The following is a 24,238-nucleotide window of genomic DNA, read 5'->3' as shown; positions in this document are numbered from 1 at the left end:
GTGCTGACGTGGAGAGTACAACGCTGTACGGATGAAAAAAATAAGCAAGTCCGTGCATTTCTGACTCGTCTATCAGGCAGACAGCAGAAAAGAGGCAAGATAGAAAGTGCGCCTGCCATCTTGGCAGGACTTTCGATTTTACTGAATACCCTTCAACTGCTCTCAGAATATTCAATAGATGAACTGAATGAAATTGCAACCATTGCATTAGGTGCCTAAAGATGTGTAGATACCTATGCCTAAAAGGAGAGGGTTAGGGAGAGGTAATCAAACTTTTTTATTGTTGCGGATTAGGCGGCACCATCTGATCCAAATCTTTGTCAGAGATTTTATCCAGCTCTTTTATATCCGTTTTAATTTTCCACTGGCTTTCATCTTCAACCGGCTGCGGTAAACGTGCTTCTAGCCAGTCACAGACCACATCGGGCGGAAAATCGGGATGGTTGCACTGAATGACCCAGGCCAAAAAGTCTTTGGCTTCACCATTCATATAAGGTGGCGGAGAAACCGGTAAAAACTGTGTCGGTAAACGTTCATTCTTGGAAATGTAATTCAGTACATGACCCAGTTCCTGTACGGTTTGCCATGCCAGAGGGTGTTCCACATTGATTTGAAATTTGAACCACCAGGCGTGTTGACCATCTGAACCATAGGCATTGATTAAAGATTCTTGAATACTTGGAACCTTGCAAAAGAATTGATGTAGGCGGTCAAAACTTAAATCAGACACTCTGTTTGATCCCATAATAAAAAACGGCATTTTAGCATACTCATCATTTGAGCCGGGATGTGTCTGCAGAGAAAATCCGTGAAATATTTCATTTACAAAACTTTGCATTTGCCGTTTTTTTATTCATTTTTTATCCTAAACTGGAGATTAAAATAAGCTTTATAAAGTAGGTGGGGTGGCTCTTATGAAATTGGCAGTTCTTTGTGCTTTGAGTGGCATCATGCTCTTGGGGGCTTCTGCAACAACGCAGGCGGAAAATCGCTGGTCAAATTATCGCGGGGTAGATACCACCCGGTATCAACATCGTCCTCATTATCCGCAAAATCATTATCCACAAAACAGTTATCCTCAGCATAACTATCCACAGCACTATCCGAATTATCCGCAGCGTCCAGCGCATCATCAGCATTATCCGGTCATTCAGAATGGCATCAGCATTCAATATCAGGCACCGACCACCATCACGCAAAATTCACAAAGCTATAGCTGGGTCAATGGTGATCCCAACACTTCAAGGATTGAAAGTTCGCGTTATACCTTTATCAGCGATTGGCAGCGTTTAGGTTTACCTGCACCACCGAATGGTACTTATTGGATTTTTGAAAATGGGCGTTATGTGCTGGTGCCGAATCGTTAAAGATTCATTTTAATTATTAAACTTCTTTCATAAATCATTTTAGAAACTGTTCTTAAAGCTGAAATTGAAAATAGATTTTAGTCGATATTAGATTCATGAGTGTGGCATGGATGCCACACGTTTCCCATCACGACAAGGATGTCGTGTATGGGGAACAAAAGGTTTTTGTCTACTTTTGACCTTTCAAAAGTAGAAAGATCGCCTACGAGAAGGTACAAAAAATTAAATCAATCAAATGCGGCTGTGCTGATTTAAAAAATCTAATATTGAACATTTTTTGATTTTTGAAAGAGATTTATTAAATCTCCCCAAACCCCTCTTTAAAAAGAGGGGCTTTTAACATATTAAGCTAATTCATCATCTTGTGGTCGAGGGGTTTTGTCTACAGGTAGCGTTTTTTCTGAATGTTTGTCACGAATGACAGATGGATAAGTCCAGGAAGAGAAACGCACCACCAAAATCGCAAATGCCAGGATCAGGATTGAACCGGTAATAATCACCAGATCCATATCGGCTTTATGGTCATGCTGGATATCTGAAATAAGTAAACGGGTCAGGGCAGTAATGGCAATATAAATTAAAAAACGCACCGGCATATGATTGGTTTTGAAGTAAATACCGACCATGGCACCCAGTTCGAGATAAATAAACAGCAACAGAATATCGTCAATGGTCGCAAATTGTTTAATGGTTAAAATTTCAAATACCGTATGTCCGGCAGACCAGATCACCATACAGCCAATAATAAACAGTGCAATATAGTGAAAGCTTTCTACGGCGATATTTCCAAAACGGTCGAGGAGGGTCTCAATTTTTTCAACTTTGCTATCAGGCTTTGGCATCTTTTCCTCCTGTATCTTGAATGATTATTTGTATGAAATTGCTATTAAGCAGTATGCAAATTTCATGCACATTAGAAATGAGAAAATGAAAAATTGTAAATAATTTAAGGGGGTGTATTTTTTTTATACTAAATTCATGTAATGTATGAATGGTTATTTCATTGATCAGGGAAAAGAAAATGTTAGAAACAATTCAAACAAAAATTAATAATTTACAAAATGGTAAAAAACTTATTTTGGGTTCTGGCATTAAAATGGACGAAATGCAGAAATTGATCGCGTTATGTGAAAATTTACAAGCTGAAGGCGTGATTAAAATTGTGAAAATTAATCAAAATGCTCAAAGTGACAAAAAAGTTTCAGATTCTATTATTGTGGAAAAAATCTAATTCATTTTTCGCTAAAAAAACGCCTGCATTTGCAGGCGTTTTTCTATTGCTTATCTTTGTGCAGGATTAAGCCTGATTGGTAAAGTAGTCTTCAGAGAAGTTCATGACCACGTCAGCACCGGCTTTTACTTTGGTAATGCGCAGTGCAAGTTCAGGCAGAATGCGTTGTACAAAATAAAGTGCCAGTGACAATTTATTTTGATAGAACTCGCCGTCTTTGGCTTTCGCTGCATGGGCAATTTTTGCAAACATGTAAGAGAAGCTGAGCAGACCCACCGCATGCAGATAATCCACTGCTGCTGCATTCGGGAAGTCAACATTCTCTTTGCTGGCTTCAAGAATATATTGCGTAACCGATTCAACTTCTGCTGCTGCATCTAAAGTGGCATCTTTAATGAAGTTTAGATCCGCATCCAGACCATTGGTAAAATCACGGATTTCCTGAATGTATTCTGCAATGAATGCGCCACCACATTTAATGGTCTTACGGCCGATCAAATCCTGAGACTGAACACCGTTGGTGCCTTCGTAAATCTGCGAGATACGCAAGTCACGGATACATTGTTCCATGCCCCATTCACGAATGAAGCCATGACCGCCGAAAACCATTTGTGCATCTAAAGTTGCGTTAAATGCAGTGTCAGTCAGGTAAGCTTTTGCGATTGGAGTTAATAGCGCAACACGGTCATTGGCTTTCTTTACCGCTTCGGCATCGGTCGAGAATTTAGTGATATCAAGCTGTTGACCGACATACACCGCAAAAGCACGAGATGCTTCGTTGTTGGCACGCGCATTCAGTAACATACGACGGACGTCGCCATGGACCAAAATGCTGTCCGCAGGTTTGTTTGGAGATTTCACGCCAGAAGCACTACGACCTTGAAGACGGTCCGTCGCATATTGCGCAGCATTCTGGTAAGCAAATTCAGAAGCACCTAGACCTTGAATCCCCATAGACAGACGTTCGTAGTTCATCATCACGAACATGGCAGCCAGGCCTTCGTTTTCTTTACCGACCAGATAACCTTTGGCACCGTCAAAGTTCATTACGCAAGTCGCAGAGGCTTTAATACCCATTTTGTGTTCGATTGAACCTGGACCTGCATGGTTACGCTCACCCAAAGAACCATCTTCATTTACTAGGAATTTCGGTACGATAAACAGTGAAATACCACGGGAACCGGCAGGGGCATCTGGCGTTTTCGCCAGGACCAGGTGAATGATGTTTTCAGCCAGGTCGTGGTCACCACCGGTAATGAAAATTTTGGTACCGGTAATGTTATAAGTGCCGTCTTCATTGCGTTCTGCTTTGGTTTTGATAATGCCCAAGTCAGTCCCTGCATGTGGCTCGGTCAAGCACATGGTACCTGACCATTCGCCCGAGTAGATTTTAGGCAGGTAAGTTTCTTTTTGCTCTTGGGAAGCATAGCTGTTTAATGCCATACCTGCACCCACAGACAGAAGCGGGTAGAGCATAAAAGATGGGTTGGTTGCAAACAGCATTTCATCAGAAAGCACGGTCAGCATTTTTGGCATTTCCTGACCGCCCCATTCAGCGTCAGCACCCAGACCAATCCAGCCGCCTTCTGCATATTGTTTGAAAGCTTCTTTAAAGCCCGCAGGGGTCGTCACATTGCCATTTTCAATTTTAGCGCCTTCTTCATCACCCGTACGGTTTAAAGGCAAAGTCACGTTTTGCGCAAATTTCGCCATTTCTTCAAGAATGGCTTCAGCTGTTGCTGCATCAACATGAGCAAGATTTTCATTGGCTTGCCAGAATTGTTCTGCATTGAAAACATCATTCAGAATGAATTTCATATCTGCAAGAGGTGCATTATAGATTGGCATAGTGAGTCACCTGTTTATTGTTTGATTCAGTTCGGTTTGATCAGTCTAATAGATGAAAATTCATGTGGTTAGACGACTAAAGGTTAATTTTTTTGTTTATTTGATAAAGAAAAAGGACTGCCAAAAACATGACTGTCCTTTTTCTCACCTCAGTTTAAAAATCCTGTACTTAGAATGCGAAGTGTTCAGCATCTAAAGCCAGTAATGGCTCAACGCCACCCGCAATCACCTCAACGTGTGAGCGAACGCGTGGAAGAATTTTCTTGAAGTAGAAACGGGCAGTAGTCACTTTCGCGTTGTAGAAATCTACGTCAGTTGTACCAGCAGCCAATGTTTCTTGAGCAACAAGTGCCATACGGGCCCATAGGTAAGCAAGCGTTACATAGCCAGAGAAGTACAGGTAATCTACTGCAGCAGCGCCAACTTCATCCGGGTTTTGCATTGCACGCATACCAATCTGCATGGTCAAATCACCCCACTCTTTGTTCAGAGCAGCAAGTGGTTCAACAAATTCTTTCATTGCAGCATTGTCTTTGTGGGCTTCGCAGAATTTATGGATGACTTTGGTGAAGTCTTTCAACATTGCACCTTGAGTACCCAAAACTTTACGACCTAGCAAGTCAAGCGCCTGAATTTCAGTGGTACCTTCGTACAAGCAAGCGATACGTGTATCACGAACAATCTGTTCCATACCGTGTTCAGAGATGAAACCGTGACCACCGAATACTTGAACACCGTGTTTCGCAGATTCAGAACCGGTTTCAGTCAAGAATGCTTTTGCGATCGGGGTAAGTAGTGACAACATGTTGTCCGCAGCTTTACGTTCTTCTTCAGTTGCACCTTGCTCTACCGTGTCTGCATAGAAAGACAATAAGTAAACCAATGCACGGCCAGCTTCAGCAAAAGATTTTTGCGTTAATAGCATGTTGCGTACAGCAGGGTGAACAATAATTGGGTCTGCTTCTTTTTCTGGCGCTTTAACGCCTGAAAGTGAACGCATTGCCAAACGGTCTTTAGCATAAGCCAATGCACCTTGGAACGCGCCTTCAGAAGCTGAAAGACCTTGTACCGCAGTACCAATACGGGCAGTGTTCATGAATGTGAACATGCAGTTTAAGCCGCGGTTTTCAGGGCCAATCAGGAAGCCTTTTGCGTTATCAAAATTGAGTACACAGGTTGCGTTACCATGAATACCCATTTTGTGTTCAATTGAACCACAGCGAACGGTATTGCGTTCGCCAAGTGAACCATCAGCATTGAGGTTAAATTTCGGTACGATAAATAAAGAGATACCTTTAGTACCTTTTGGTGCACCCGGAAGACGCGCCAACACGATATGAATAATGTTCTCTGCCATGTCGTGTTCACCAGCAGAGATAAAGATTTTCTCGCCAGAAATTGCGTAGCTGCCATCTGCATTCGGTTCAGCTTTGGTACGGATAATTCCCAGATCTGAACCTGCGTGAGATTCTGTCAAGCACATGGTACCGGTCCACTCACCTGAAACCAGCTTAGGCAAGTAAGTATCTTTTTGTTCTTGAGAGCCGTGATGTTCCAGGGTACGGACAGCACCGTGTGAAAGACCAGGGTACATACCCCATGCCCAGTTTGCAGTACCCACCATTTCAGAGATCACGTTGCCTAAAGAAACAGGCAAGGCTTGACCACCGTATTGCTCTTCAGCAGATAATGACGGGAAACCCAATTCGATATATTTTTGATAGGCTTCTTTAAAGCCTGTAGGTGTAGTTACCACACCATCATTCCAGGTACAACCTTCGCGGTCACCGCTTTGGTTGATTGGAGACAATTCATTTTCACAGAAGTCAGCCGCAGCTTCTAAATATTGATCAACCAATTCACGGCTTACGGTGTCAGAAAATGCAGGCAAGCTTGCATAATGTTGTTCAGCATTTAACAATTCATGTAGAACAAATTGCATATCACGTAAGGGCGCTTTGTATTGTGGCATATCGGTTTCCTCAATACTGGTTTAACCAGCGTTAATAATTCTAAATAAACATTGGAACGTATCTTCAATGACACGTATTTGTATGGCTCAATCGTGCAACATCTTCCCCCTTGGTACAAGCGTTAGGGGCTTTTTCTTGGTGACTGTAAAGTCAAAGATTTATAATTTGAAATGGCTAAGTATCTTGAGTGTAAATGCTTTTATGGCTTTGTGAGTGGCATAAATAGTCAAATGGTTTAATTTTTGACAGGCAATAAAAAAGGCGCAGAGCTGCGCCTTTTTAACTTTGGGTAAATTTTATGATGCAGGTTTTGCTGTTGTGGAACCCATAGGGGCTTTAGGCTGAAAGTGGACTTCACATTTACCATTGAGGGTGTGTGTGCCCATTTTGACTTGAACCGCCTTACCATGAGGTTGACCTTGGCAAGCTTTTAACATGGCTTGCTGATGTGCCTGGTGCTGAGCGAGGCGCTGGTCAAATTGTCTGGTCAATTCTGCGCGTTTGGCATCAGTCAGCGGTTCATCGTGTTGCATCCTGTACATGCCTTTCATTTCACCCTGCATGGCACGATGATCAGCTTGCATGTGCATCGCTCTCATTTCGCCACGCATGCGCTTCATCTCTGCACGATCGGGAGTGAAATGCGTCACGCAAGTCCCAGCAATGCTTCTTTCACCTGCCTTGATTTGTACCGCAGAACCCACGGCTTTGCCGTCACAGGCTGTTTTCATGCTTTTCATCATTTGCTGGCGTTCGGCACGGACCTGCTGCCACTGCTCACGCTGTTCGGGTGTCATGTTGCGCTCATACTTTGGATGATGGTCTCGCATCATGCGCGGGTGGTCACCATCTTTGTCCTGAACCGTGCTGGTCGATTGGCAGGCTGTCAAAACACCCATACTGAGTACGCTGGCACCGACTAAAGCCATTTTTGTCATGGAATTCATTGTTGTTATCTCCAATGAAAAAACGAAATTTGATATGTTAAAGATTAAACAATAATGATGAAGAAACAATGAAGAGTATTTTTTTAGAAGGTTCGTTACAATAATTCATTGAGAAAAAAGATTGAGACTTAACTTTTGAAGATTCGCCGTGTTCCGATTGCCTTACGCCTGTTTCTGACCGTACTGTTCACTACCTTGGTGATTACGACGGTCAGCCTGGGTGTATTGCATTGGACCATGCAAAAGAACTTCGCCCGCTATGTCGCGGATGTCGAAATGCAGAAGCTGGATCATGTGATCAGTAATCTGGCTGGCGTCTATTCGGTTTATCATGACTGGGGCAATGCCATTCAGGCGCAAATCCTGCAAATAGAAGGCACTGCTGCACCGGATGACTATGACCGTCTGTCTCGCTGGTGGTTACGCCGTCAATATGATATTGCCTTGCAGCAGCGTTATTTTCAGGACAATACCCTGCTGAGTGTGTCTCCGAGTTTAAATAAAACCGGGCCGAGCAAACCGATTTTAGACGCAGAAGAATTGCGCCTAATCGAGTTGAATTTACCTTCCGAGTATCAGCCTTTTGAAGGGCTTAAATTTCCACTCAGTGCCAATCAAAATATCTTCCGCTCTGACCGGAAAGCTGAAGATAAGCCTGCCGATGCAACATCCACTCAAGCTAAGAAAAAGCAGTTTATTTCTTTGCCGGACCGTTTGGGCTTAAGTTCCCGCTTGTCGCTGTATGATGCCAAAAAACAGTTTGTCGTGGGTGAGCCATCCGATATTCCAGTGTCATATCGTCCGATTATGGTGAATAACAAGGTAGTCGGTTATTTAGGCTTGAAGCCGGTGCTGGATCAGGATGATGCTTCTAGCATCAACTTCTTTAGTAACCAGAAACGTTATTTATTATTGGTGTACGGTTTAACGTTCCTGACCAGCTTGGTCGCGGCTTTATTGTTGGCCACTTATTTTAAAACGCCCATTCAGCGTTTGCTGCAAGGGACCCGCGAACTGACCAAAGGCAATTTCCAGCATCAGGTCACAGTCAACCGCAATGATGAGCTGGGTGATTTATCGACAGAATTGAACCATCTGGCGGTTATTCTGGATCAGCATGAAACCTCACGCCGTCAGTGGGTGGCCGATACTTCACATGAATTAAAAACACCATTGGCGGTACTGCAAGCGCAAATTGAGGCGATGCAGGACGGTATTCGCAAACCGACACCGGAACATTTTGAATCGATGCTGCGCCAGGTCACCAGCCTGAAAAAACTCACTCAGGATCTGGCCGACCTGGCTCAGGCTGAAGCACAACAGTTGAAATGCTACATGGCAGACGTCAATCCGTGGAATGTGGTGCTGCAGGAAGTTGAAAACTTCAAGCCTAAATTTGCCCAGGCTGATCTATCTATTTCGGTGCAGGGTGAAGGTGCGAATTTACAATTAGATATAGATCGTTTTAAACAAATTATGGTCAACTTGCTGGGTAACAGTATTCGTTATACTGAAGCAGGCGGCGAAGTTCGTGTGCATACCGAGCAATCAGCCACCCATTGGAGTGTGATTGTGGATGACAGTCCGCTTGGCTTGAGTGACGAACAGTTGGCACGTTTAGGCGAGCGTTTCTATCGTGTGGATGATTCCCGTACCCGGAGTACCGGGGGAACAGGCTTGGGTCTGGCATTATCTGGTAAAATTGCGCAGGCAATGGGTGGACAGTTGAGTTTTGATCATTCTCCATTAGGCGGTTTGCGTTGCAAACTGACTTTTCCAAAACAGTTAAACAAATAAAGGAATAACATTCATGAAACATATCATGCTGGTAGAAGATGAAGTGGAACTTGCACAACTGGTGCGGGACTATCTGGAAGCTGCGGGTTTTGAAGTCAGTATGTTTCATGATGGGCAAGAAGCCTATGACAGCTTTCTGCAACGTAAACCCAGTTTGATGATTCTGGACCTGATGGTGCCACGTATGGATGGCCTGACCATTTGCCGTAAAGTGCGTGAACAGTCCGATTTGCCGATTATTATGGTGACTGCACGGACTGAAGAAATTGACCGCGTACTGGGCCTGAACATGGGCGCAGATGATTATATCTGCAAGCCTTTTAGCCCGAAAGAACTGGTTGCACGGGTACAAGCGGTGTTACGTCGCCTGGACCGTCATGCCGAACCTGAGCAGAACAGCCTGTTCCGTATGGATAAAGCCCAGCAACGCATCTGGTATCAGCAAAAAACCTTGAACCTGACCCCGACTGAATTCCGTTTATTGGAGTTGTTCCTGGAGCATGTCGGTCAAGTCTATTCACGTGCGCAATTGCTCGATCATATTAACCCGGACAGTTTTGATGTGGCGGACCGTGTGATTGATAGCCATATTAAAAACCTGCGCCGTAAAATTTCTGATGCTGCCGAAACAGGCAACCGTCATGAGTGGATTCAGGCTGTTTATGGGGTAGGCTATCGTTTTGAATATCCCGAGGATTGATTCAGTCTGAAAATGGCAAGAAGCGAATAGGTGCGAGCCTATTCGCTTTTTTAATATAATGAATTAACGTATTGGTTTTCTATGTATACAAACATATGGACGATGAACTTCAAATAAAACGAATAATTTCAGACTTGGAGAAAGAGTCGGAAGAAAAGCTATTCTTTTTTCATCAAGGATTAGGTGCTGAAGTCCATTGGTTTTTTTCACAGGCTGTGCAAGCTTTGAAAAGTGAGCTCTATCTCCCAGCATGTACCAGCTTTCTTTGCGGAATAGAAGCATCTTTGAGAATTACTATGGCGCAAGTTGAAACTCCAACTCGAATTATGCAGCTAGATGCTTCTAAGTTATTAAGCAATAGACTCCTCAAAGTAGCTTATGAAAAGAATCTTCCTATAGAAACTCTAGCTTTTCCAAATGAAGATGATATTTTGGCAAAACTTTTTGAAAGCGATAGATTAAAAAAGGTAAATGTGGAAATTGTGGAAATTGTCCGTACTCGCCATAACCTTTGTCATGGAAATATTCTCGAATTTGTAAACACGAATTTAGGTGAGGATTTTGCTTTTTTCACACCTGAATGTTGTAGAGAATTAGCATTAACTCTATATGATATTTCAAAGAAATGGGCATATGAATTGGGTATGTTTAGAACCAGTAGGCTCAAGGAAATAAATAAGTTTTAGTGCATTTTTCTCAGGAAAGCTATTCGTTGCCGTTGTGCTTTATTTAACTTCGACACCACCAGTTCATAAGAATTCAGCACCAAATCTTTCACAAGTTCGATATCTAAATCTTTATCCTCATACACCGTTACCCAATGCTGCTTGTTCATATGCCAGCCGGCACGTATATAAGGATAAATATCGCGCAGCATTGCGCCATCATCCGGGATAACTTTTAAGTTAATGGCTGCTTGGCCTTTTAAATGAAAACTCAACATAAAGACTTTATCCATGACTTTAAACACATCACAGCCATCGCCAAAAGGTTGGGTAATCGTCACTTCAGGTAGCTTTAAAGCAGTTTGGGAAGCAAGATTGTGCAAAGTCATAAGTTTGAATAATCCAAAACAAAACTGTGGATAATGCTGAAATTATCCACAGTTTATATATGCTTTATGAATAACTTTAAGAAGAACAGCTCACCATCACTTCAGGCACATCACTCGGCAAAGGGCCTAAATCTTCAGGCTGCTCTAAATCGGGTTGTTTAAGATAAGGCTGGCTCAACAACTTAAACAGGCGCTCCACTTCGGAAAAATTATCCCGTTCTGCCAGTTCAATGGCTTTCTGCGCCATGTGGTTGCGCAGAATATAGTGCGGATTGGCTTTCACCATTTCGGCATCCAGTGCATCGGTATCCTGATTTGCCCGAATGCTTTCATATTGAGCCAGGAAACTTTCAAACTGGCGACGATCGAGGCAATCATCTTTAATAGTTTCATATTGCTTATTCTGTAAACGAATAAAGCTTTGGGTGTAGTCCAGTTGCTCCGTTTGTAAAATTCGCAAGAATGCCATACCGCAATCAAAACTGTCTTTATGGAAACTTGGCAAGCCCATTTTCTGGCACAAACCAACCGTATAATGTTCGAGGAAGGTCGGCTCAAAATGCTCTAAACATTTCGCCAAATCTTCTTTGAACTGTTCTTTTTCAGCAGGATCTTTTTTAAGCCGAATCAGGTTATTCAGCCACATCCATAAATTCCAGTGCCCAATACTTGGCTGCTGCTGGTAGGTGTAGCGGCCTTGATAATCCGAGTGGTTGTTAATCCAGTTCGGGCGGAAGCGCTCCATAAAGCCAAAGGGGCCAAAGTCGAGCGTTGAACCGGTGATATTCAGATTATCGGTATTCATTACCCCATGGGCAAAGCCCACCAGTTGCCATTTGGCAATCATCACCGCAGTACGTTGAATGACTTGAGTTGCGAAAGCCAAAACAGGCTGTTCAGCCTCCAGACATTCAGGGTAGTGCCATTCTATACATTTCTGTACAAAATCTTCTAAAAGGTCGGGCTGATATTGGTTGATCCATTCAAAATGACCCAAGCGGATATGACAGTCTGACGTACGCAGCATCATCGCGCCTGGTTCCAGTTTTTCCCGCTGTATGCCTTGGGTGGAAGAGGTAAAGCCGACGGCATTACTGGATGCAATGCCCAAAGCATTCAGTGCATGACCTGCCAGATATTCACGAATGACGGAACGCAATACCGCACGACCATCGCCCATACGAGAGTAGGGGGTTGAACCTGCGCCTTTTAAATGCAGGTCGATGGTTTGGCCATGTTTATCCAGAATTTGTCCAATCAGCAAACCGCGTCCGTCACCAAGTTGACCCGCCCATTGCCCAAACTGATGTCCGGCGTAGACCATGGCCAAGGGTTCAAATTTGGCAAAGGTTTTTTGTCCACTACAGATTTCCACCCATTGGGCTTTATCTTGTTCTGACCACTGTAATTCATCAGCCAGAGCAGCATTGAAATGACCGGCTTTTGCTCCTTTTAAGGGAACAGGAAGTTGATGGTGAAAAAGCTTGGGATTGAGCGAAGGGTAACGCGGATTAAATTGCATGGTAACAATCTATAAAAATCGGGGGAGACCAGATCACTATAGCAAATTTAAACGGCCAAAATGAATAAAGCCCCAATAATGGGGCTTTATCAGTGGAATCAGGTTTTATTCTGAAACAGGATTCTTTTTAATGCTACGCATTAAAATTTTCAAGCTGTCGCGATGATGAACAAGACGCTGTTCAACCAATTGGAAATCCACTTTTAACTTGTTGTCAATTTGATGGATTTTTTCAGCTACAGATGCTTTTTTTGCCTGAATCTCTTGTTCTTTCAGTTTGGCCCAGTCATTTAGGGTTTGGGTAAAGGCTTCATATTCCTGAGCAATACGAAGTTTAGCCGCAGCCATGTCTTCATTGACATTATGACCATACACTGCCAGATCCTGTTCGGCATATTTAAAACGCATCGCCAATTCTGCTTTTTTAATATTAAAGCTTGGAATACGGCGCAAGTTCTTAGCTAAGCCCAGTTTTGAACATGACCAGATCAGCCATTTGGTAGGATCGTACTGCCACCATTTTACCCCATTACGGTAATCGTATTGGAAAATGTGGTGGTAGTTATGATAACCCTCACCCCAAGTGGCAATGGCTAAAACAAAATTGTCACGTGCAGTATTTTCGTCGGTATATGGACGTTTGCCCCACATGTGACACAGTGAGTTAATGAAGAAAGTCACGTGATGGCTCAAGATCAGACGAAGTAAACCGCCCAATAACACGACGCCCCACATGTCACCTACAGCCCAGCCTACAGTGGTCAGAATGACTGCGTGTACGGCAATCACCAGCGGAATGTAATATTTGTCCTGAAACATCACCACCTTGTCATTTAACAGGTCAGGTGCGTTTTTATAGTTTGCTTCTGCTGCTGGATAGTTGCGTAGCATCCATCCAATATGTGCATACCAAAAGCCATTATTAATTGAATATGGGTCTTTTTCGACGTCATCTACATGACGGTGATGGGTACGGTGACCTGAAGCCCAGAACAAAATACTATTTTGAACGGCAAAAGTACCCATAATCATTAAAATAATTTTTAATGGCAAGGTTGCTTCATAAGCACGGTGTGCCCATAAGCGATGATAACCCGCAGTAATCCCTAAACTGCTCATGCCGAGCAGTACAAATAAGCTGATCCATGCGCCTAAGCTAAAATCATGATGATAAGCATATAAAGGGATAGCGATTACAGCCACAATTGGTAAGAATACCAATGCAAACACTGCAATCCAGTTAATTGGGGCTTTGGGTAAGGGAGCATTCATCTCCAACAGCACTCCTAGAACCGTATAAGGTAAGGTATAAATGAATTCTTAATTCAATACAAATTATAGGGATTAAGACTTCTTCAATATTAGCATGAGCGAACAAATCTTCACTAGCATTATTCTACAGGTGTATTGTACTAAACAGTAACAGAATACAGAGAAGGGTTGATTGATTTTACCGAAGGTCAAAGCAGCTTCCGTGAATAGCAGCGATGTGAGTCATTTTTGAGTAAATAAATCGCTGATTGAGTCACAAAAAGAGAAAATTTTTTTTTTGTTAAAGTTGTTCGAGCATCATTTTGGGAAAGTCGGTAATCAATCCGTCTATTCCCAAACTTTGCAGATGCTTCGCACGCTCAACGTCATTGACGGTCCAGACACTGACTTTTAAATGGGCATGTTGGGTGGCTTGAATCATCTCATCGGTTGCCAGCTGGTTCATCCAGCCAATTTGGCAGCAACCAAGTTCTAAAGCCTGTTCAATGGCTTGGCATTTGATGTCATCTTCAACCAGTAAGCCACGTTTAAAGATGGAATACTGCTGTTTTAAAGCCTGATGGATTTTTAAATCGAAACTGGTGATGACCGCCGTTTGTTCAAAACCATGTAACTGTTTTTGTAACTCTAAAACCAGTTTCTCAGCTTCCGTCATGGTTGCAACCGCTTTGACTTCAACTTCAATATGCTCAAAGTCATGAATAATGCTCAGGGTCTGTCGGAGTGTCGGAGTGAGCTGCTTTTCCCAATCCATCCAGATATGGGCCTGGTTATAGGCTTCAAGCTGCTGGCTATTTAGGTCATAGAGTGCCTGATCTGCGCCAGTCGTTCTTAAAAAATTGTCATCATGCATGATGATCAGTTCACCGTCTTTCAGCTGACGGACATCGAACTCTACCGCCCGAATCCCCAAATCATGAATATATTGAAAGCCACCGAGTGTGTTTTCAGGGGCTTCACCACGTGCGCCACGATGTCCGATGATGATCATAATGAACTCTGTTTGATGGGATTTTTATCTAATTTTAAAAGTATAAGATGATCATGTGTTTATAGTGTATTGAAAAGTTAAATTAATTTGCGTAGAGGATTTTTGTTACTTTTCAAGGATGAAAAGTAACAAAAATCCTTTGTTGGCTAAAAGGTAAGTCCATTTACCTGTAGCCAACGGCGACATCCTTGTCGCCTAACGCGATAGCATTATCACGGCTTGGTTTTATTTATGAACAAGTGTGGAAGTGGTTTAGAGGGATTAAATCGTCTCATTAATATTCTTTTGCCACAGGACTTCAGATCCACCTTCAGCACGTTGCAAGGTACGCGAGGCCACAAATAGCCAGTCGGACAGGCGATTGAGCAGTTGTAGCGAGTTGGCCTGAATGTTCTGGTCACGGCTATGTACCGACATCACACTGCGCTCGGCACGACGGCACACGGCACGGGCCTGATGAGCATAACTGCAAGCTAAAGTTCCGGAAGGTAAAATGAAGTCTTTCAGCATCGGCAAAGCTTCGTTCATACGGTCAATGTCATTTTCCAAAAACTCGATGGAAACGGCTTGAACTAGGTTGAAGTTTGGAATGCAGACTTCTCCGCCTAAATCGAATAACCAGTGCTGAATCAGGCTTAAGGATTTATCCCAGCTGGCTTTGTCTGTAATGGTACTGACCGCAATTTGTGAGCGAAGCACGCCAATACAGGCATTCAGCTCATCCACATCGCCTAGTGCAGTAATACGCAAGTCGTCTTTGGCAACGCGTGAACCATCACCGAGTCCAGTTGTGCCTGAGTCGCCGGTACGGGTATAAATTTTACTTAAACGGTGGCCCATATGTGTTCCTTGAGTTTTTGATGAATACAATAAAAAAGGATAATGCCGGTCATAACATTATCCATAAACTGCGCTGTTTTAAAATTTTTTGCTGTTAAGACTTAGTATTTGAAAGTCACACCGGCAGAGGCGAGACGACCACCGTTGACATAGTAGTAACCTTGGTCTTGGTACGCTGTCTTGTACTCAACATCACCAATGTTTTGAATGTTAGTAAAGAGCTTCACATTTGGGTTTACATTCCAGAATGCATTTACATCTACGGTCGCATAGCCCGGCGTTTTGTAGTTTGCATCCCATTCTTTGGATTTGGACTTGGCCACTAAAGATGCGCTAATACCATATACATCATTTTGAATACCGGTAGTTAAGGTTAACCCTTGACGAGGACGGCGGCCCAAGTCTTCATGGGTTTCTTCATTTTCAGGCTTGACGTAGCTATAGGTTGCCTTGGCAAATAAATCAGCTTGCTGCCAACCCAGGTACAATTCACCGCCTTGATAGCTTGCCTTATTGATGTTACCTAACTTGCCAAAGTTAACTGATGCGATCAGGTCTTTTACTTCAGTGTAATAGGCAGATAAGCCGGTTTGAAAACCGTAAGCCAGGTTTTGGTCAAGGCCGATTTCATAAGAGCGGCTTTCTTCAGGGTTCAGATCCGGGTTGCCGTTCCAGGAATTATAAAGTTCATTTAACGTTGGTGATTTAAATGCTGTACCCACATTTGCATATACACTTGTAGATTGAAGCAATTGATAGCGTGCAGCGATTTGACCCACGGTATGTGAACCATACTTTTCATTATCTTCGACACGCACACCCACCTGAGTATTGAGCTTCGTTCCCTTAAACTGGTGTTGAACATAATATCCAGTCGAGTTTACATCTTCATCATATGGTGTGCCGTAAGACAGAATATCACCATCCAGCTTGCGATGAGTAACACCCGTCAGCAAAGTCTGCTGAGGCATGAAGTTCCATTTGGTATAGAGTTCAGCTTCCCGGGTTTTGCTGTGCACGAAATCGGTCGAATCTTTTTGCTCTACTTCATCATTAAACTGGGACAAACGTGCATTCAGTTCAAGCTGTTTCGTTAAATTCACACGACCACGAAGATTAAGCATTTCATTTTCAAAGTCTTGTTTTAGCAGAGCCCCATTAAATGTATAAGCATCATATAGGCTCGTACCTTCGTTTGTACTGTAGTCTACAGAGGCAGCAAAATTCTCTTTTTCAACGCCAAGTTTGGTACTCAAGCCTTTTTGATCAAAAGCAGCTGTTGCATTGGTATTGGTGTTTTGATTGGTGACTTTGGTTGCCTCGGATTCGAGACGTTGACCGCGCACCTGAGCATAGAAACCGTCTTCTGCTAAATCTGCACCGATGACAGATTTATAGGTTTGATGCTCGCCTATTTCACCGGTTACAAACGCCGTATTTTTTTCTGGTGTCTTTGAGACCAGGTGCACCACACCGCCAATGGCATCGGTACCATACAGAACAGAAGCAGGGCCTTTTAAAATCTCAATTTGCTTAATATCTGTGGTATCAATAAAAGCAAGGCTTGCTGTGCCAGAAGATGCATTATTCAGTCGCACGCCATCACGCAAAACTAAAGTATGGTCGGATTCAGTGCCACGTAAATAAATATCGGCAAGTTGCCCCATACCGCCGCTTTGCACCATATTGATGGCTGCATCGTGTTTAAGTAGGTCAGGAAAGGAGGCAATCGGAGATTGCTCAACAATTTTAGGTTCAATAATTGAAATTCTTGAAGGAACAAGGTTTATTTTTTCTTCAGAACGGGTTGCCGTCACCACCAAAGTATCTAAAGAAGTATTTATTGAAGGTGTATTTGCTGTGTCTTTTGCAGAAACACTGGTAGAAAGACCCATTGCAATAGCAATTGCGCCCACTAAAGCAGTAGGCTGAAAAAGAGATGACATGTTTTGCGCTCCATACATTCACCCCACGTGAATGACTGAGTTAAAGAACACAACAAGCAGGTATCCGGACTTAAATGCACATGCATCTGCATGCTACATATCCACCTTCCCACATTAACATGCAGTGGTGTAAATCAACTGATTTATAAAGATATGCTTTTCATTTTACCGTTGCGGGGGCAGTGTTGGATTTGCACCAACTTCCCTAAAGCCTAAGCTTGACTTGTTGCAAGATGCGCGCAGTATAAGGTCTGCATATCATTTAAACAATATTGATGAAGAATAATCAGGATGAACTTTACTCAAGCTAAAAAAATTGCATTACAATGATTCGCCCCAATCTATCTGTTTAGAGCAAAAATTGGGTTTTAGTTGAGCCAGATTAGAGCCAAAAACATGCGAACCCGAGCCAAAATTTGTGGAATTACCCGTGTTGACGACGTACATGCTGTGGTGAACAGCGGTGCAGATGCAATTGGTTTTGTATTTTATCCACCCAGTCCACGCAGTGTGACCAAAGAGCAAGCGAAAGAACTGATCCAGCATGTACCTGCCTATGTGCAAACAGTGGGTTTATTTGTCAATGCATCAGCAGATGACATTCTACACGTTTTAAAAGATGTGCCCTTGGATATGCTGCAATTTCATGGTGATGAAACACCTGAACAATGTCAGGAAATTGCAGCGCAAGTGGGCCGCCGCTGGTACAAAGCCATCCAGGTGAAACCGGGTTTAGATATTCAAGCCGAAATTCAAGATTATCAGGATGCAGGGGCAAGTGCTGTGCTGTTAGATGCCTGGCATCCAGATTTAAAAGGGGGCACCGGGCATAGCTTTGACTGGAGCACTTTTCCAAAATTAAATATTCCGCTCATCTTGGCAGGGGGCTTAAACCCTGACAATATCGAGCAGGCAATTCTCACCACACAAGCCTATGCTGTGGATGTGAGTGGCGGTGTCGAGTCCGCAAAAGCTATAAAAGACCAACAACTCATCGAACGCTTTATGCAAGGAGTCCTACGTGGATCAGCAAAATAATGTGATTGACTATACCCAATTCCCTGATGCAAAAGGGCATTTCGGTATCCATGGCGGACGTTTTGTGTCAGAAACCCTGATGGCAGCTCTAGAAGATCTAGAAAAGCTGTATTTCCGTATGAAAAATGACGAACAGTTTCTGGCAGAATTCGACCGTGATCTCGCCTATTATGTAGGTCGTCCTAGTCCTTTATATTATGCTGAGCGATGGTCAAAAGAGTTGGGTGGTGCGCAAATTTACTTAAAACGTGAAGACCTGAACCATACCGGCTCACATAAAATCAACAACACCATTGGTCAGGCACTGCTGGCTAAACTTTCCGGTAAGAAACGTATTATTGCAGAAACAGGTGCAGGTCAGCACGGCGTGGCAACCGCGACGATTGCGGCGCGTTTAGGTCTGGAATGTGTGGTGTTCATGGGCGCTGAAGACGTGAAACGTCAAGCCATGAACGTCTATCGTATGCGTCTGCTCGGTGCAACGGTTGTGCCGGTAGAAAGCGGTTCAAAAACATTGAAAGATGCCATGAATGAAGCCATGCGTGACTGGGTAACCAATGTTGATTCAACCTATTACGTGATTGGTACGGTGGCCGGTCCTCATCCATATCCGCAACTGGTTCGTGATTTCCAGTCGATCATTGGCCGTGAAGCACGCCGCCAGATTCAGGAACAGGCAGGCCGCTTGCCAGATGCACTTGTGGCATGTGTGGGTGGTGGTTCGAATGCAATGGGCTTGTTCTATCCATTCCTCAATGACCAAGACGTGAAAATGTATGGTGTGGAAGCAGCTGGTTTGGGGATTGAAACCGGTAAGCACTCTGCGCCGTTAAATGCCGGTCATGTCGGCGTATTGCATGGTAACCGTACTTACCTGATGTCAGATGAGCAAGGCCAGATTATTGAAACGCATTCAATTTCTGCCGGTCTGGATTATCCGGGTGTTGGGCCTGAACACAGTTTCTTGAAAGATATGCACCGTGTTGAATATGTGCCGATCAAGGATACAGAAGCCCTGCAAGGTTTCCGTGATTTAACCCAGATTGAAGGCATTATTCCGGCACTGGAAAGTTCACATGCGATGGCTTACGTGACCAAACTTGCGCCTACCATGTCTAAAGATCAAATCATTATTGCAACGGTTTCAGGCCGTGGGGATAAGGACTTGATGACAGTTGCACGTATTGATGGCGTGGAAATGGTTGAGATGTAATTTGCCTTATTATAGCCCTCTACCTTTGGGATGAGAATCTCAGAATATATTCTGAATTCGCAAGGGGAGAGGTCATCTGAAATAGGAAATCGCACTAAAGTAATTTAGTGCGATTTTTTTATGTCATTAAGCAACAGAAATTTGAATAAATGCAAAGGCGACATGGATGTCGCCCGTATTTCTGTGATACAGGGAAGTATCATCAGAAATACAAAGGGATTTTGTTACTTTTGGCCCGTCAAAAGTAAGGCCTCACTTACGAATGAAAAGAGAATTTTTAAGTAAAAATTGGAGTGCATGACAAATTAATTTAATAAAAAACGAGCAGTAAATGTTGATGTTACTTTGGAAAATCCCAAAGTAACCAAAGGCTTTCTATTGAGCAGATATTACCTCCCTGTAATACTGCTCAACGGGCGACATCCATGTCGCCAGCGCTTATCATATTGAGATGTAATAATTATTCTCCTAACTAACTTTTGTTATGTAAAGTTCCCCCATCCTTTGAAAAAGGATGAGAAACACTGTTTCGCAAGGGAGGAGGATTAAAATTAAGGAGAGAATCATGCCCAGCCTATTTATCGTCATGCTCGGTGGTCGTCATGCACGTGCCAATACAGAAGTGCATGATGTCGTACTGGCAGTCGGTGATTCTCTTGAAGATGTTTATCCTCAATTAAAACAGGCATGGTTTGGCGAGCAAAAAGGGCTGCATATTGATGCCTGGGCACAAATTAACGGGATTGAATTTAAAGGTAAAAAATATCAAATCCAGTTTGGTGATGCAGCGCCGAATTCATCTTCAGAACATCTATTTTTAATTAATCTGGGTGGCTACGATGCCCAGGAGTTTGGAGAACTGCATCGTTATGTTCTGGTCGTGGCGCAAAATGCCAAGGGGGCAAAACAACGTGCTAAGGCTTATTTTGCACAACATTGGCAGAAACAGCATACCGACCGAATATTAGATGTGGATGACTGTATTGCGATTGATCATGTCCATGGCCGTTATGTACAGCTGGTCAAAGGTGATTTTGTAGCCAACCGCTGGGAAAATACCTATTTAATACTGGATGAGGGATAATTTATATCTATTTGATTAATAAATTATATTTATCAAATATTAGACCAGGTGAAATATTATAAATTTTTGTATTTTTTCGATGAAAATTGCTTTTTGACACTTTCAAGTTCCGCTTATATAGGCATAATAACGCTAAGGAATTGTTATCTCTTGGCTAGATGGAATTTGATAAATGGATTTGATTCAATCAAATGGACAACCGCATTATGGACGTTTTAGCGTCCTCCCCAAAACCATCGATTTGAATCAATACCAGTACAAGACACCTTATGGCGATGTCTTAACCGGTTGGCGCAAGCGATTAAAATATAAAAAGTTTAAATTTTGCTGCATTCAGCATGGCCATTATACGATTGGTCTGGCGATTGCCGATATTGCATGGGCTGGGCATGCCTTTTTCTATATTTATAATCATCAAAACCATGAGGTTTTAGAGTGGAATGCCATTAACCTGTTATCACGCAATACCGTGGTAGATGAACAGCCGCTTTATAACCAGAGTTTTTTTTCCAAGTCGCCTTTTCAAATTGATATCCAGCATGCCAATGGCGTGCGTTATATCCATGTCACCAAATATGGTGAAATCAGGCTCAGTGCGCGAATTTTCTGTGCAGGTACAAACCCGCTTAGTATGTGTAGCCCGACGGGTATCAATGGCTGGACTTATACCCAGAAGCTGACCACTTTGGCGTGTGAAGGCTTTTTTATCAATAAGCAGGGTGAAACCATACAGTTTAATGAAAGAACGTTTGCATCGCTGGATGATACCTGCGGTTTTCTGCGTCCGGAAACGGCATGGTTCTGGTTATCCTGCAATTTTTGGGATGCACAAAATAACCGGATCGGTTTGAATCTGGCTTCAGGAGTCAATGAAAGTTTTGGTAATGAAAACTGTTTATGGGTGAATGGGGTGCTGTATCCTGTCAGTGATGTTTTGTTCCAGCATCTGGATGAGGGACACTGGACCATTCGCTCACTGGATGAAAAGTTAAATCTGGATGTCAAAACGGGCTGGCGACGTTATGAAAATCTGAATTTAAGACTGGTGGGCAGTCAGTTCAGCCAATGGCAAGCCAAAATTAGCGGGACCATTCAGCAAGATGATCAGGAAATTGTCTTGATCAATGAATATGGTTTGCTCGAACAGCATTATGCCAAGTGGTAAGCGCCAAGTGATTAATCTACAAAAATAAAAAAAGCCTGCGATATAAGCAGGCTTTTTTTATTCTTTTGCCGCTTGCCAAAACGCTTCGCCCGCTTGTATAGGGTCGCCAGTTTCTTCTAAGGTTTTGACCCAGACCTCGTATTGGGCAATCACCGGATGCTGGTTGGGATGAAAGTCTTTTTTAAACCAGTCGCGATATTGCTTGCTCATTTTGGTGAGCGTACCTTTTCTCCCAAAGAACCACGGGAGTCCGCGAATATTCATTTGCAGACGTTGCAATGGGCTAAATCCGTCATGCTTTAACATGACATTGGCACGGTAAATGGTAAAGCCGAACATTAATGCGGTGGTCCATGCCAGAACAAATTTACGGGTACTTTCAGGTACATTGCCCACCTGTTTCATCACGTCAAAAGCAACATCCCGATGCTCCATTTCTTCAATCGCATGCCAGGCAAACAGTGCCCGCACAAAGGGATGAGCATCTCTTAACGTTTCTTTATTGCCGAAAAAGGTTTCTGCCATTAAGGCCGTCAAGTGCTCAGCGGCAGCTGTCATGGCAATATTGTATTGCGGAGAGCGTTTTTCCAGCTCGAATTTAAAAATTTTATTCAAACGCTGAATAAACTGATCGACCGGCATGCCTTGTTCTTTCATGACCTGATTCATTTTGTCATGCGCAATGCCGTGCTGTGCTTCCTGACGGATAAAATCTGCCACACGCTGCTTTAAATCCGGATCGGTAATCTGGTCCCGAAACAGACGGACTGACTGGATAAAATAACGTTCGCCATCGGGAAAAGTCAGGCTGAGTGCATCGAACATCCGGGTAATAAACGGGTCGCCTCCGAACCAGAAGCGCGGCACTTCATTCAGCTTGAAATCCAGATTGCTACGTACGACTGGAATAATCTGTGGTTGGACAATGGCATTCATGTTGTTTTACTTCAATTGCCTGGGATGATTGCAGTATGTCGGGATTTTTCCGTTTTGTTTTGACAGTAGTTGCCATTTTTTATACATTTTACGCCAAAGTGAAAATATAAAATGTCAAAAATAATCAGGATACATCGTGCAAGAATTGCAAATTCCAAATGGCTATTTTCAGTTGCTTCAAATGTATTTTCAGCAGCAGGGAATGGACCTCTTTAGCTTGGCCTGTCTAGCGCAGCACCAAGCACACCTGCGTTATGTTTTATCATTGCCTATTGATTCGCAATCGACCTATTCATTTTTTGCAGAAGTCATGCAGCTGACTCAAAAACAGATGAATTGTCCGCAATTGGTGTTTGAAATGGCCCGCCTGATCCGTCCTGAACACTTTGGGGTACTGGGCTATATGGCGACTCGAAGTAACAGTGTGGCAGAGGCGTTGCAATATGTGATTCGCTTTAGCCGTCTGGTGATTGACGGAGCGGATGTTAGCCCGATACAGATGCATCAACGGGACAAAAAGATCAGTCTAAGCTGGCCTTTGCATGATTTGAAATATGCCTTGCTCAATGAAATGACCATGGCCTGTATGGTGCATTTGGCCCGGCAGATTTTTCCGGCCGAAAAAATTGAGTTATTGCAGGTCAATTTTGCCCATAGTCCACAAATGGCAGGTGATCATTATCAAAAGTTCTTTGCTTGCAAAGTGGCATTTAAACAGTCGAACTATTCTTTTGAGATCAGTGCGGAAAACTTATGGCTGAAGTCCGAGCTGGCGGATCCCTCTTTAATGCAGCTTTTACTCAGGCAGGCAGAAGATGCCATTGCTGCCAAACCCCATTATGAAAATCTATTGCTGCATATTCAGCAAAAGCTGGCTGAATATTTGCGAGTTAAGGAACAGAGCCCGAAAATAGAATGGCTTGCGGATGAATTGCATGTGTCTGTACGGACCTTGCAGCGTCAACTTTATGAACAAGAGACTTCCTTTAAAAAACTGCTTGAAACCGAGCGAATGAAACGCTGTGAACAGTTGCTACTACAAACGATGAGTTTTACGGAAATTGCCATGTGTCTGGGCTATTCAGATCAGTCGGCTTTGGCGCGTGCGTATAAAGCCTATAGTGGTCAAACCCTATTACAGAGAAAACAGCAACTCAAAACCCAGTCAGAACGATAAAAACGCCCTATTCAGGCCGCTTGGTTCACGAATGCAAGTGTGCAAGCACTCCTTCAGCTAGAGCTTTGGGCGTTATATAAAAGTAGTGGAGTACAGGTTTTGCTATTGCACCAAACTTTCATAATAAAAGCTAACTT

22 protein-coding genes, 1 pseudogene and 1 riboswitch are annotated in these 24,238 nt (G+C 43.2%); of the genes and pseudogenes, 11 read left to right on the top strand and 12 right to left on the bottom strand.

Annotation, left to right across the window (positions count from 1 at the left end):
• Positions 1 to 219, top strand: a pseudogene (locus E0H88_RS14195) (transposase); the annotation flags it as partial.
• Between the two features lie 58 nt (positions 220 to 277).
• Here E0H88_RS14195 and E0H88_RS14190 read toward each other — a convergent pair.
• Positions 278 to 730, bottom strand: a complete 453-nt coding sequence (locus tag E0H88_RS14190) for a hypothetical protein (RefSeq protein WP_092820356.1) — start codon at positions 728 to 730, stop codon at positions 278 to 280.
• A gap of 184 nt (positions 731 to 914) precedes the next feature.
• Between E0H88_RS14190 and E0H88_RS14185 the strand changes: the two genes are divergently transcribed.
• Complete coding sequence (locus E0H88_RS14185) at positions 915 to 1,367, top strand: RcnB family protein (protein WP_131274651.1); 453 nt, start codon at positions 915 to 917, stop codon at positions 1,365 to 1,367.
• 344 nt (positions 1,368 to 1,711) lie between these two features.
• Here the strand turns inward: E0H88_RS14185 and E0H88_RS14180 are convergent, their stop codons facing one another.
• A complete protein-coding gene (locus E0H88_RS14180; protein ID WP_092820338.1) occupies positions 1,712 to 2,209 on the bottom strand; it encodes a phosphate-starvation-inducible protein PsiE in 498 nt (165 codons plus the stop codon).
• Positions 2,210 to 2,388: 179 nt separating this feature from the next.
• Between E0H88_RS14180 and E0H88_RS14175 the strand changes: the two genes are divergently transcribed.
• Positions 2,389 to 2,598 (top strand): hypothetical protein, encoded by a 210-nt coding sequence (locus E0H88_RS14175; RefSeq protein WP_092820339.1) that lies wholly within the window; start codon positions 2,389 to 2,391, stop codon positions 2,596 to 2,598.
• Positions 2,599 to 2,664: 66 nt separating this feature from the next.
• On the opposite strand, the gene E0H88_RS14170 is transcribed toward E0H88_RS14175, so the two are convergent.
• The 3 genes from E0H88_RS14170 to E0H88_RS14160 all read right to left on the bottom strand — a co-directional run bounded on the left by E0H88_RS14170 (position 2,665) and on the right by E0H88_RS14160 (position 7,366).
• Positions 2,665 to 4,446 (bottom strand): acyl-CoA dehydrogenase C-terminal domain-containing protein, encoded by a 1,782-nt coding sequence (locus E0H88_RS14170; protein ID WP_131274650.1) that lies wholly within the window; start codon positions 4,444 to 4,446, stop codon positions 2,665 to 2,667.
• Between the two features lie 169 nt (positions 4,447 to 4,615).
• On the bottom strand, positions 4,616 to 6,418 hold the full coding sequence (locus E0H88_RS14165; RefSeq protein ID WP_092820341.1) for an acyl-CoA dehydrogenase C-terminal domain-containing protein: 1,803 nt from the start codon (positions 6,416 to 6,418) through the stop codon (positions 4,616 to 4,618).
• Positions 6,419 to 6,715: 297 nt separating this feature from the next.
• Complete coding sequence (locus E0H88_RS14160; protein WP_131274649.1) at positions 6,716 to 7,366, bottom strand: hypothetical protein; 651 nt, start codon at positions 7,364 to 7,366, stop codon at positions 6,716 to 6,718.
• A gap of 135 nt (positions 7,367 to 7,501) precedes the next feature.
• Between E0H88_RS14160 and baeS the strand changes: the two genes are divergently transcribed.
• The 3 genes from baeS to E0H88_RS14145 all read left to right on the top strand — a co-directional run bounded on the left by baeS (position 7,502) and on the right by E0H88_RS14145 (position 10,549).
• A complete protein-coding gene (gene baeS / locus E0H88_RS14155) occupies positions 7,502 to 9,163 on the top strand; it encodes a sensor histidine kinase efflux regulator BaeS (RefSeq protein WP_131274648.1) in 1,662 nt (553 codons plus the stop codon).
• A 13-nt stretch (positions 9,164 to 9,176) separates the two neighbouring features.
• Positions 9,177 to 9,863: a response regulator gene (locus E0H88_RS14150; RefSeq protein WP_131274647.1), complete on the top strand. Its 687-nt coding sequence runs from the start codon at positions 9,177 to 9,179 to the stop codon at positions 9,861 to 9,863.
• Between the two features lie 95 nt (positions 9,864 to 9,958).
• Complete coding sequence (locus tag E0H88_RS14145; RefSeq protein ID WP_131274646.1) at positions 9,959 to 10,549, top strand: hypothetical protein; 591 nt, start codon at positions 9,959 to 9,961, stop codon at positions 10,547 to 10,549.
• Here the strand turns inward: E0H88_RS14145 and E0H88_RS14140 are convergent.
• The 6 genes from E0H88_RS14140 to E0H88_RS14115 form a co-directional block, all read right to left on the bottom strand.
• On the bottom strand, positions 10,546 to 10,917 hold the full coding sequence (locus E0H88_RS14140) for an MmcQ/YjbR family DNA-binding protein (RefSeq protein ID WP_131274645.1): 372 nt from the start codon (positions 10,915 to 10,917) through the stop codon (positions 10,546 to 10,548). The two genes, E0H88_RS14145 and E0H88_RS14140, sit on opposite strands and share 4 nt — an antisense overlap.
• A 76-nt stretch (positions 10,918 to 10,993) precedes the next feature.
• Positions 10,994 to 12,439: a protein adenylyltransferase SelO gene (locus E0H88_RS14135; RefSeq protein ID WP_131274644.1), complete on the bottom strand. Its 1,446-nt coding sequence runs from the start codon at positions 12,437 to 12,439 to the stop codon at positions 10,994 to 10,996.
• A 105-nt stretch (positions 12,440 to 12,544) separates the two neighbouring features.
• Complete coding sequence (locus E0H88_RS14130; protein WP_131274643.1) at positions 12,545 to 13,711, bottom strand: acyl-CoA desaturase; 1,167 nt, start codon at positions 13,709 to 13,711, stop codon at positions 12,545 to 12,547.
• Between the two features lie 280 nt (positions 13,712 to 13,991).
• On the bottom strand, positions 13,992 to 14,702 hold the full coding sequence (locus tag E0H88_RS14125; RefSeq protein WP_131274642.1) for a glycerophosphodiester phosphodiesterase: 711 nt from the start codon (positions 14,700 to 14,702) through the stop codon (positions 13,992 to 13,994).
• 261 nt (positions 14,703 to 14,963) lie between these two features.
• Complete coding sequence (locus E0H88_RS14120; RefSeq protein WP_131274641.1) at positions 14,964 to 15,542, bottom strand: cob(I)yrinic acid a,c-diamide adenosyltransferase; 579 nt, start codon at positions 15,540 to 15,542, stop codon at positions 14,964 to 14,966.
• Between the two features lie 101 nt (positions 15,543 to 15,643).
• Complete coding sequence (locus tag E0H88_RS14115; protein WP_131274640.1) at positions 15,644 to 17,488, bottom strand: TonB-dependent receptor plug domain-containing protein; 1,845 nt, start codon at positions 17,486 to 17,488, stop codon at positions 15,644 to 15,646.
• 38 nt (positions 17,489 to 17,526) lie between these two features.
• Positions 17,527 to 17,730: riboswitch (cobalamin riboswitch) on the bottom strand.
• A 154-nt stretch (positions 17,731 to 17,884) separates the two neighbouring features.
• Between E0H88_RS14115 and E0H88_RS14110 the strand changes: the two genes are divergently transcribed.
• From E0H88_RS14110 to E0H88_RS14095, 4 genes are all read left to right on the top strand, one after another.
• On the top strand, positions 17,885 to 18,526 hold the full coding sequence (locus tag E0H88_RS14110) for a phosphoribosylanthranilate isomerase (protein WP_131274653.1): 642 nt from the start codon (positions 17,885 to 17,887) through the stop codon (positions 18,524 to 18,526).
• On the top strand, positions 18,510 to 19,739 hold the full coding sequence (gene trpB / locus E0H88_RS14105; protein WP_092820352.1) for a tryptophan synthase subunit beta: 1,230 nt from the start codon (positions 18,510 to 18,512) through the stop codon (positions 19,737 to 19,739). Before E0H88_RS14110 ends, trpB begins: the two co-directional genes overlap by 17 nt.
• Before the next feature lie 565 nt (positions 19,740 to 20,304).
• Positions 20,305 to 20,823, top strand: coding sequence for a DUF1543 domain-containing protein (locus E0H88_RS14100; protein WP_131274639.1), 519 nt, complete (start codon positions 20,305 to 20,307; stop codon positions 20,821 to 20,823).
• A 172-nt stretch (positions 20,824 to 20,995) separates the two neighbouring features.
• Entirely contained in the window at positions 20,996 to 21,988 is a 993-nt protein-coding gene (locus E0H88_RS14095; RefSeq protein WP_092821064.1) for a DUF2804 domain-containing protein, read from the top strand.
• 57 nt (positions 21,989 to 22,045) lie between these two features.
• Here E0H88_RS14095 and E0H88_RS14090 read toward each other — a convergent pair whose 3' ends face one another.
• Entirely contained in the window at positions 22,046 to 22,924 is an 879-nt protein-coding gene (locus E0H88_RS14090; RefSeq protein ID WP_131274638.1) for a metal-dependent hydrolase, read from the bottom strand.
• 136 nt (positions 22,925 to 23,060) lie between these two features.
• Here E0H88_RS14090 and E0H88_RS14085 point away from each other — a divergent pair, with 136 nt between their 5' ends.
• The gene (locus E0H88_RS14085) at positions 23,061 to 24,101 is read left to right on the top strand and encodes an AraC family transcriptional regulator (protein ID WP_131274637.1); all 1,041 of its coding nucleotides are present in this window, start codon (positions 23,061 to 23,063) and stop codon (positions 24,099 to 24,101) included.
• Positions 24,102 to 24,238: the final 137 nt, after the last annotated feature.

The organism is Acinetobacter sp. ANC 4216 (assembly GCF_004331195.1).
GTDB classification, from domain to species: domain Bacteria; phylum Pseudomonadota; class Gammaproteobacteria; order Pseudomonadales; family Moraxellaceae; genus Acinetobacter; species Acinetobacter kookii.
The sequence above is the reverse complement of the archived record's forward strand: the minus strand, read 5'-3'. Positions and strand labels throughout refer to the sequence as shown.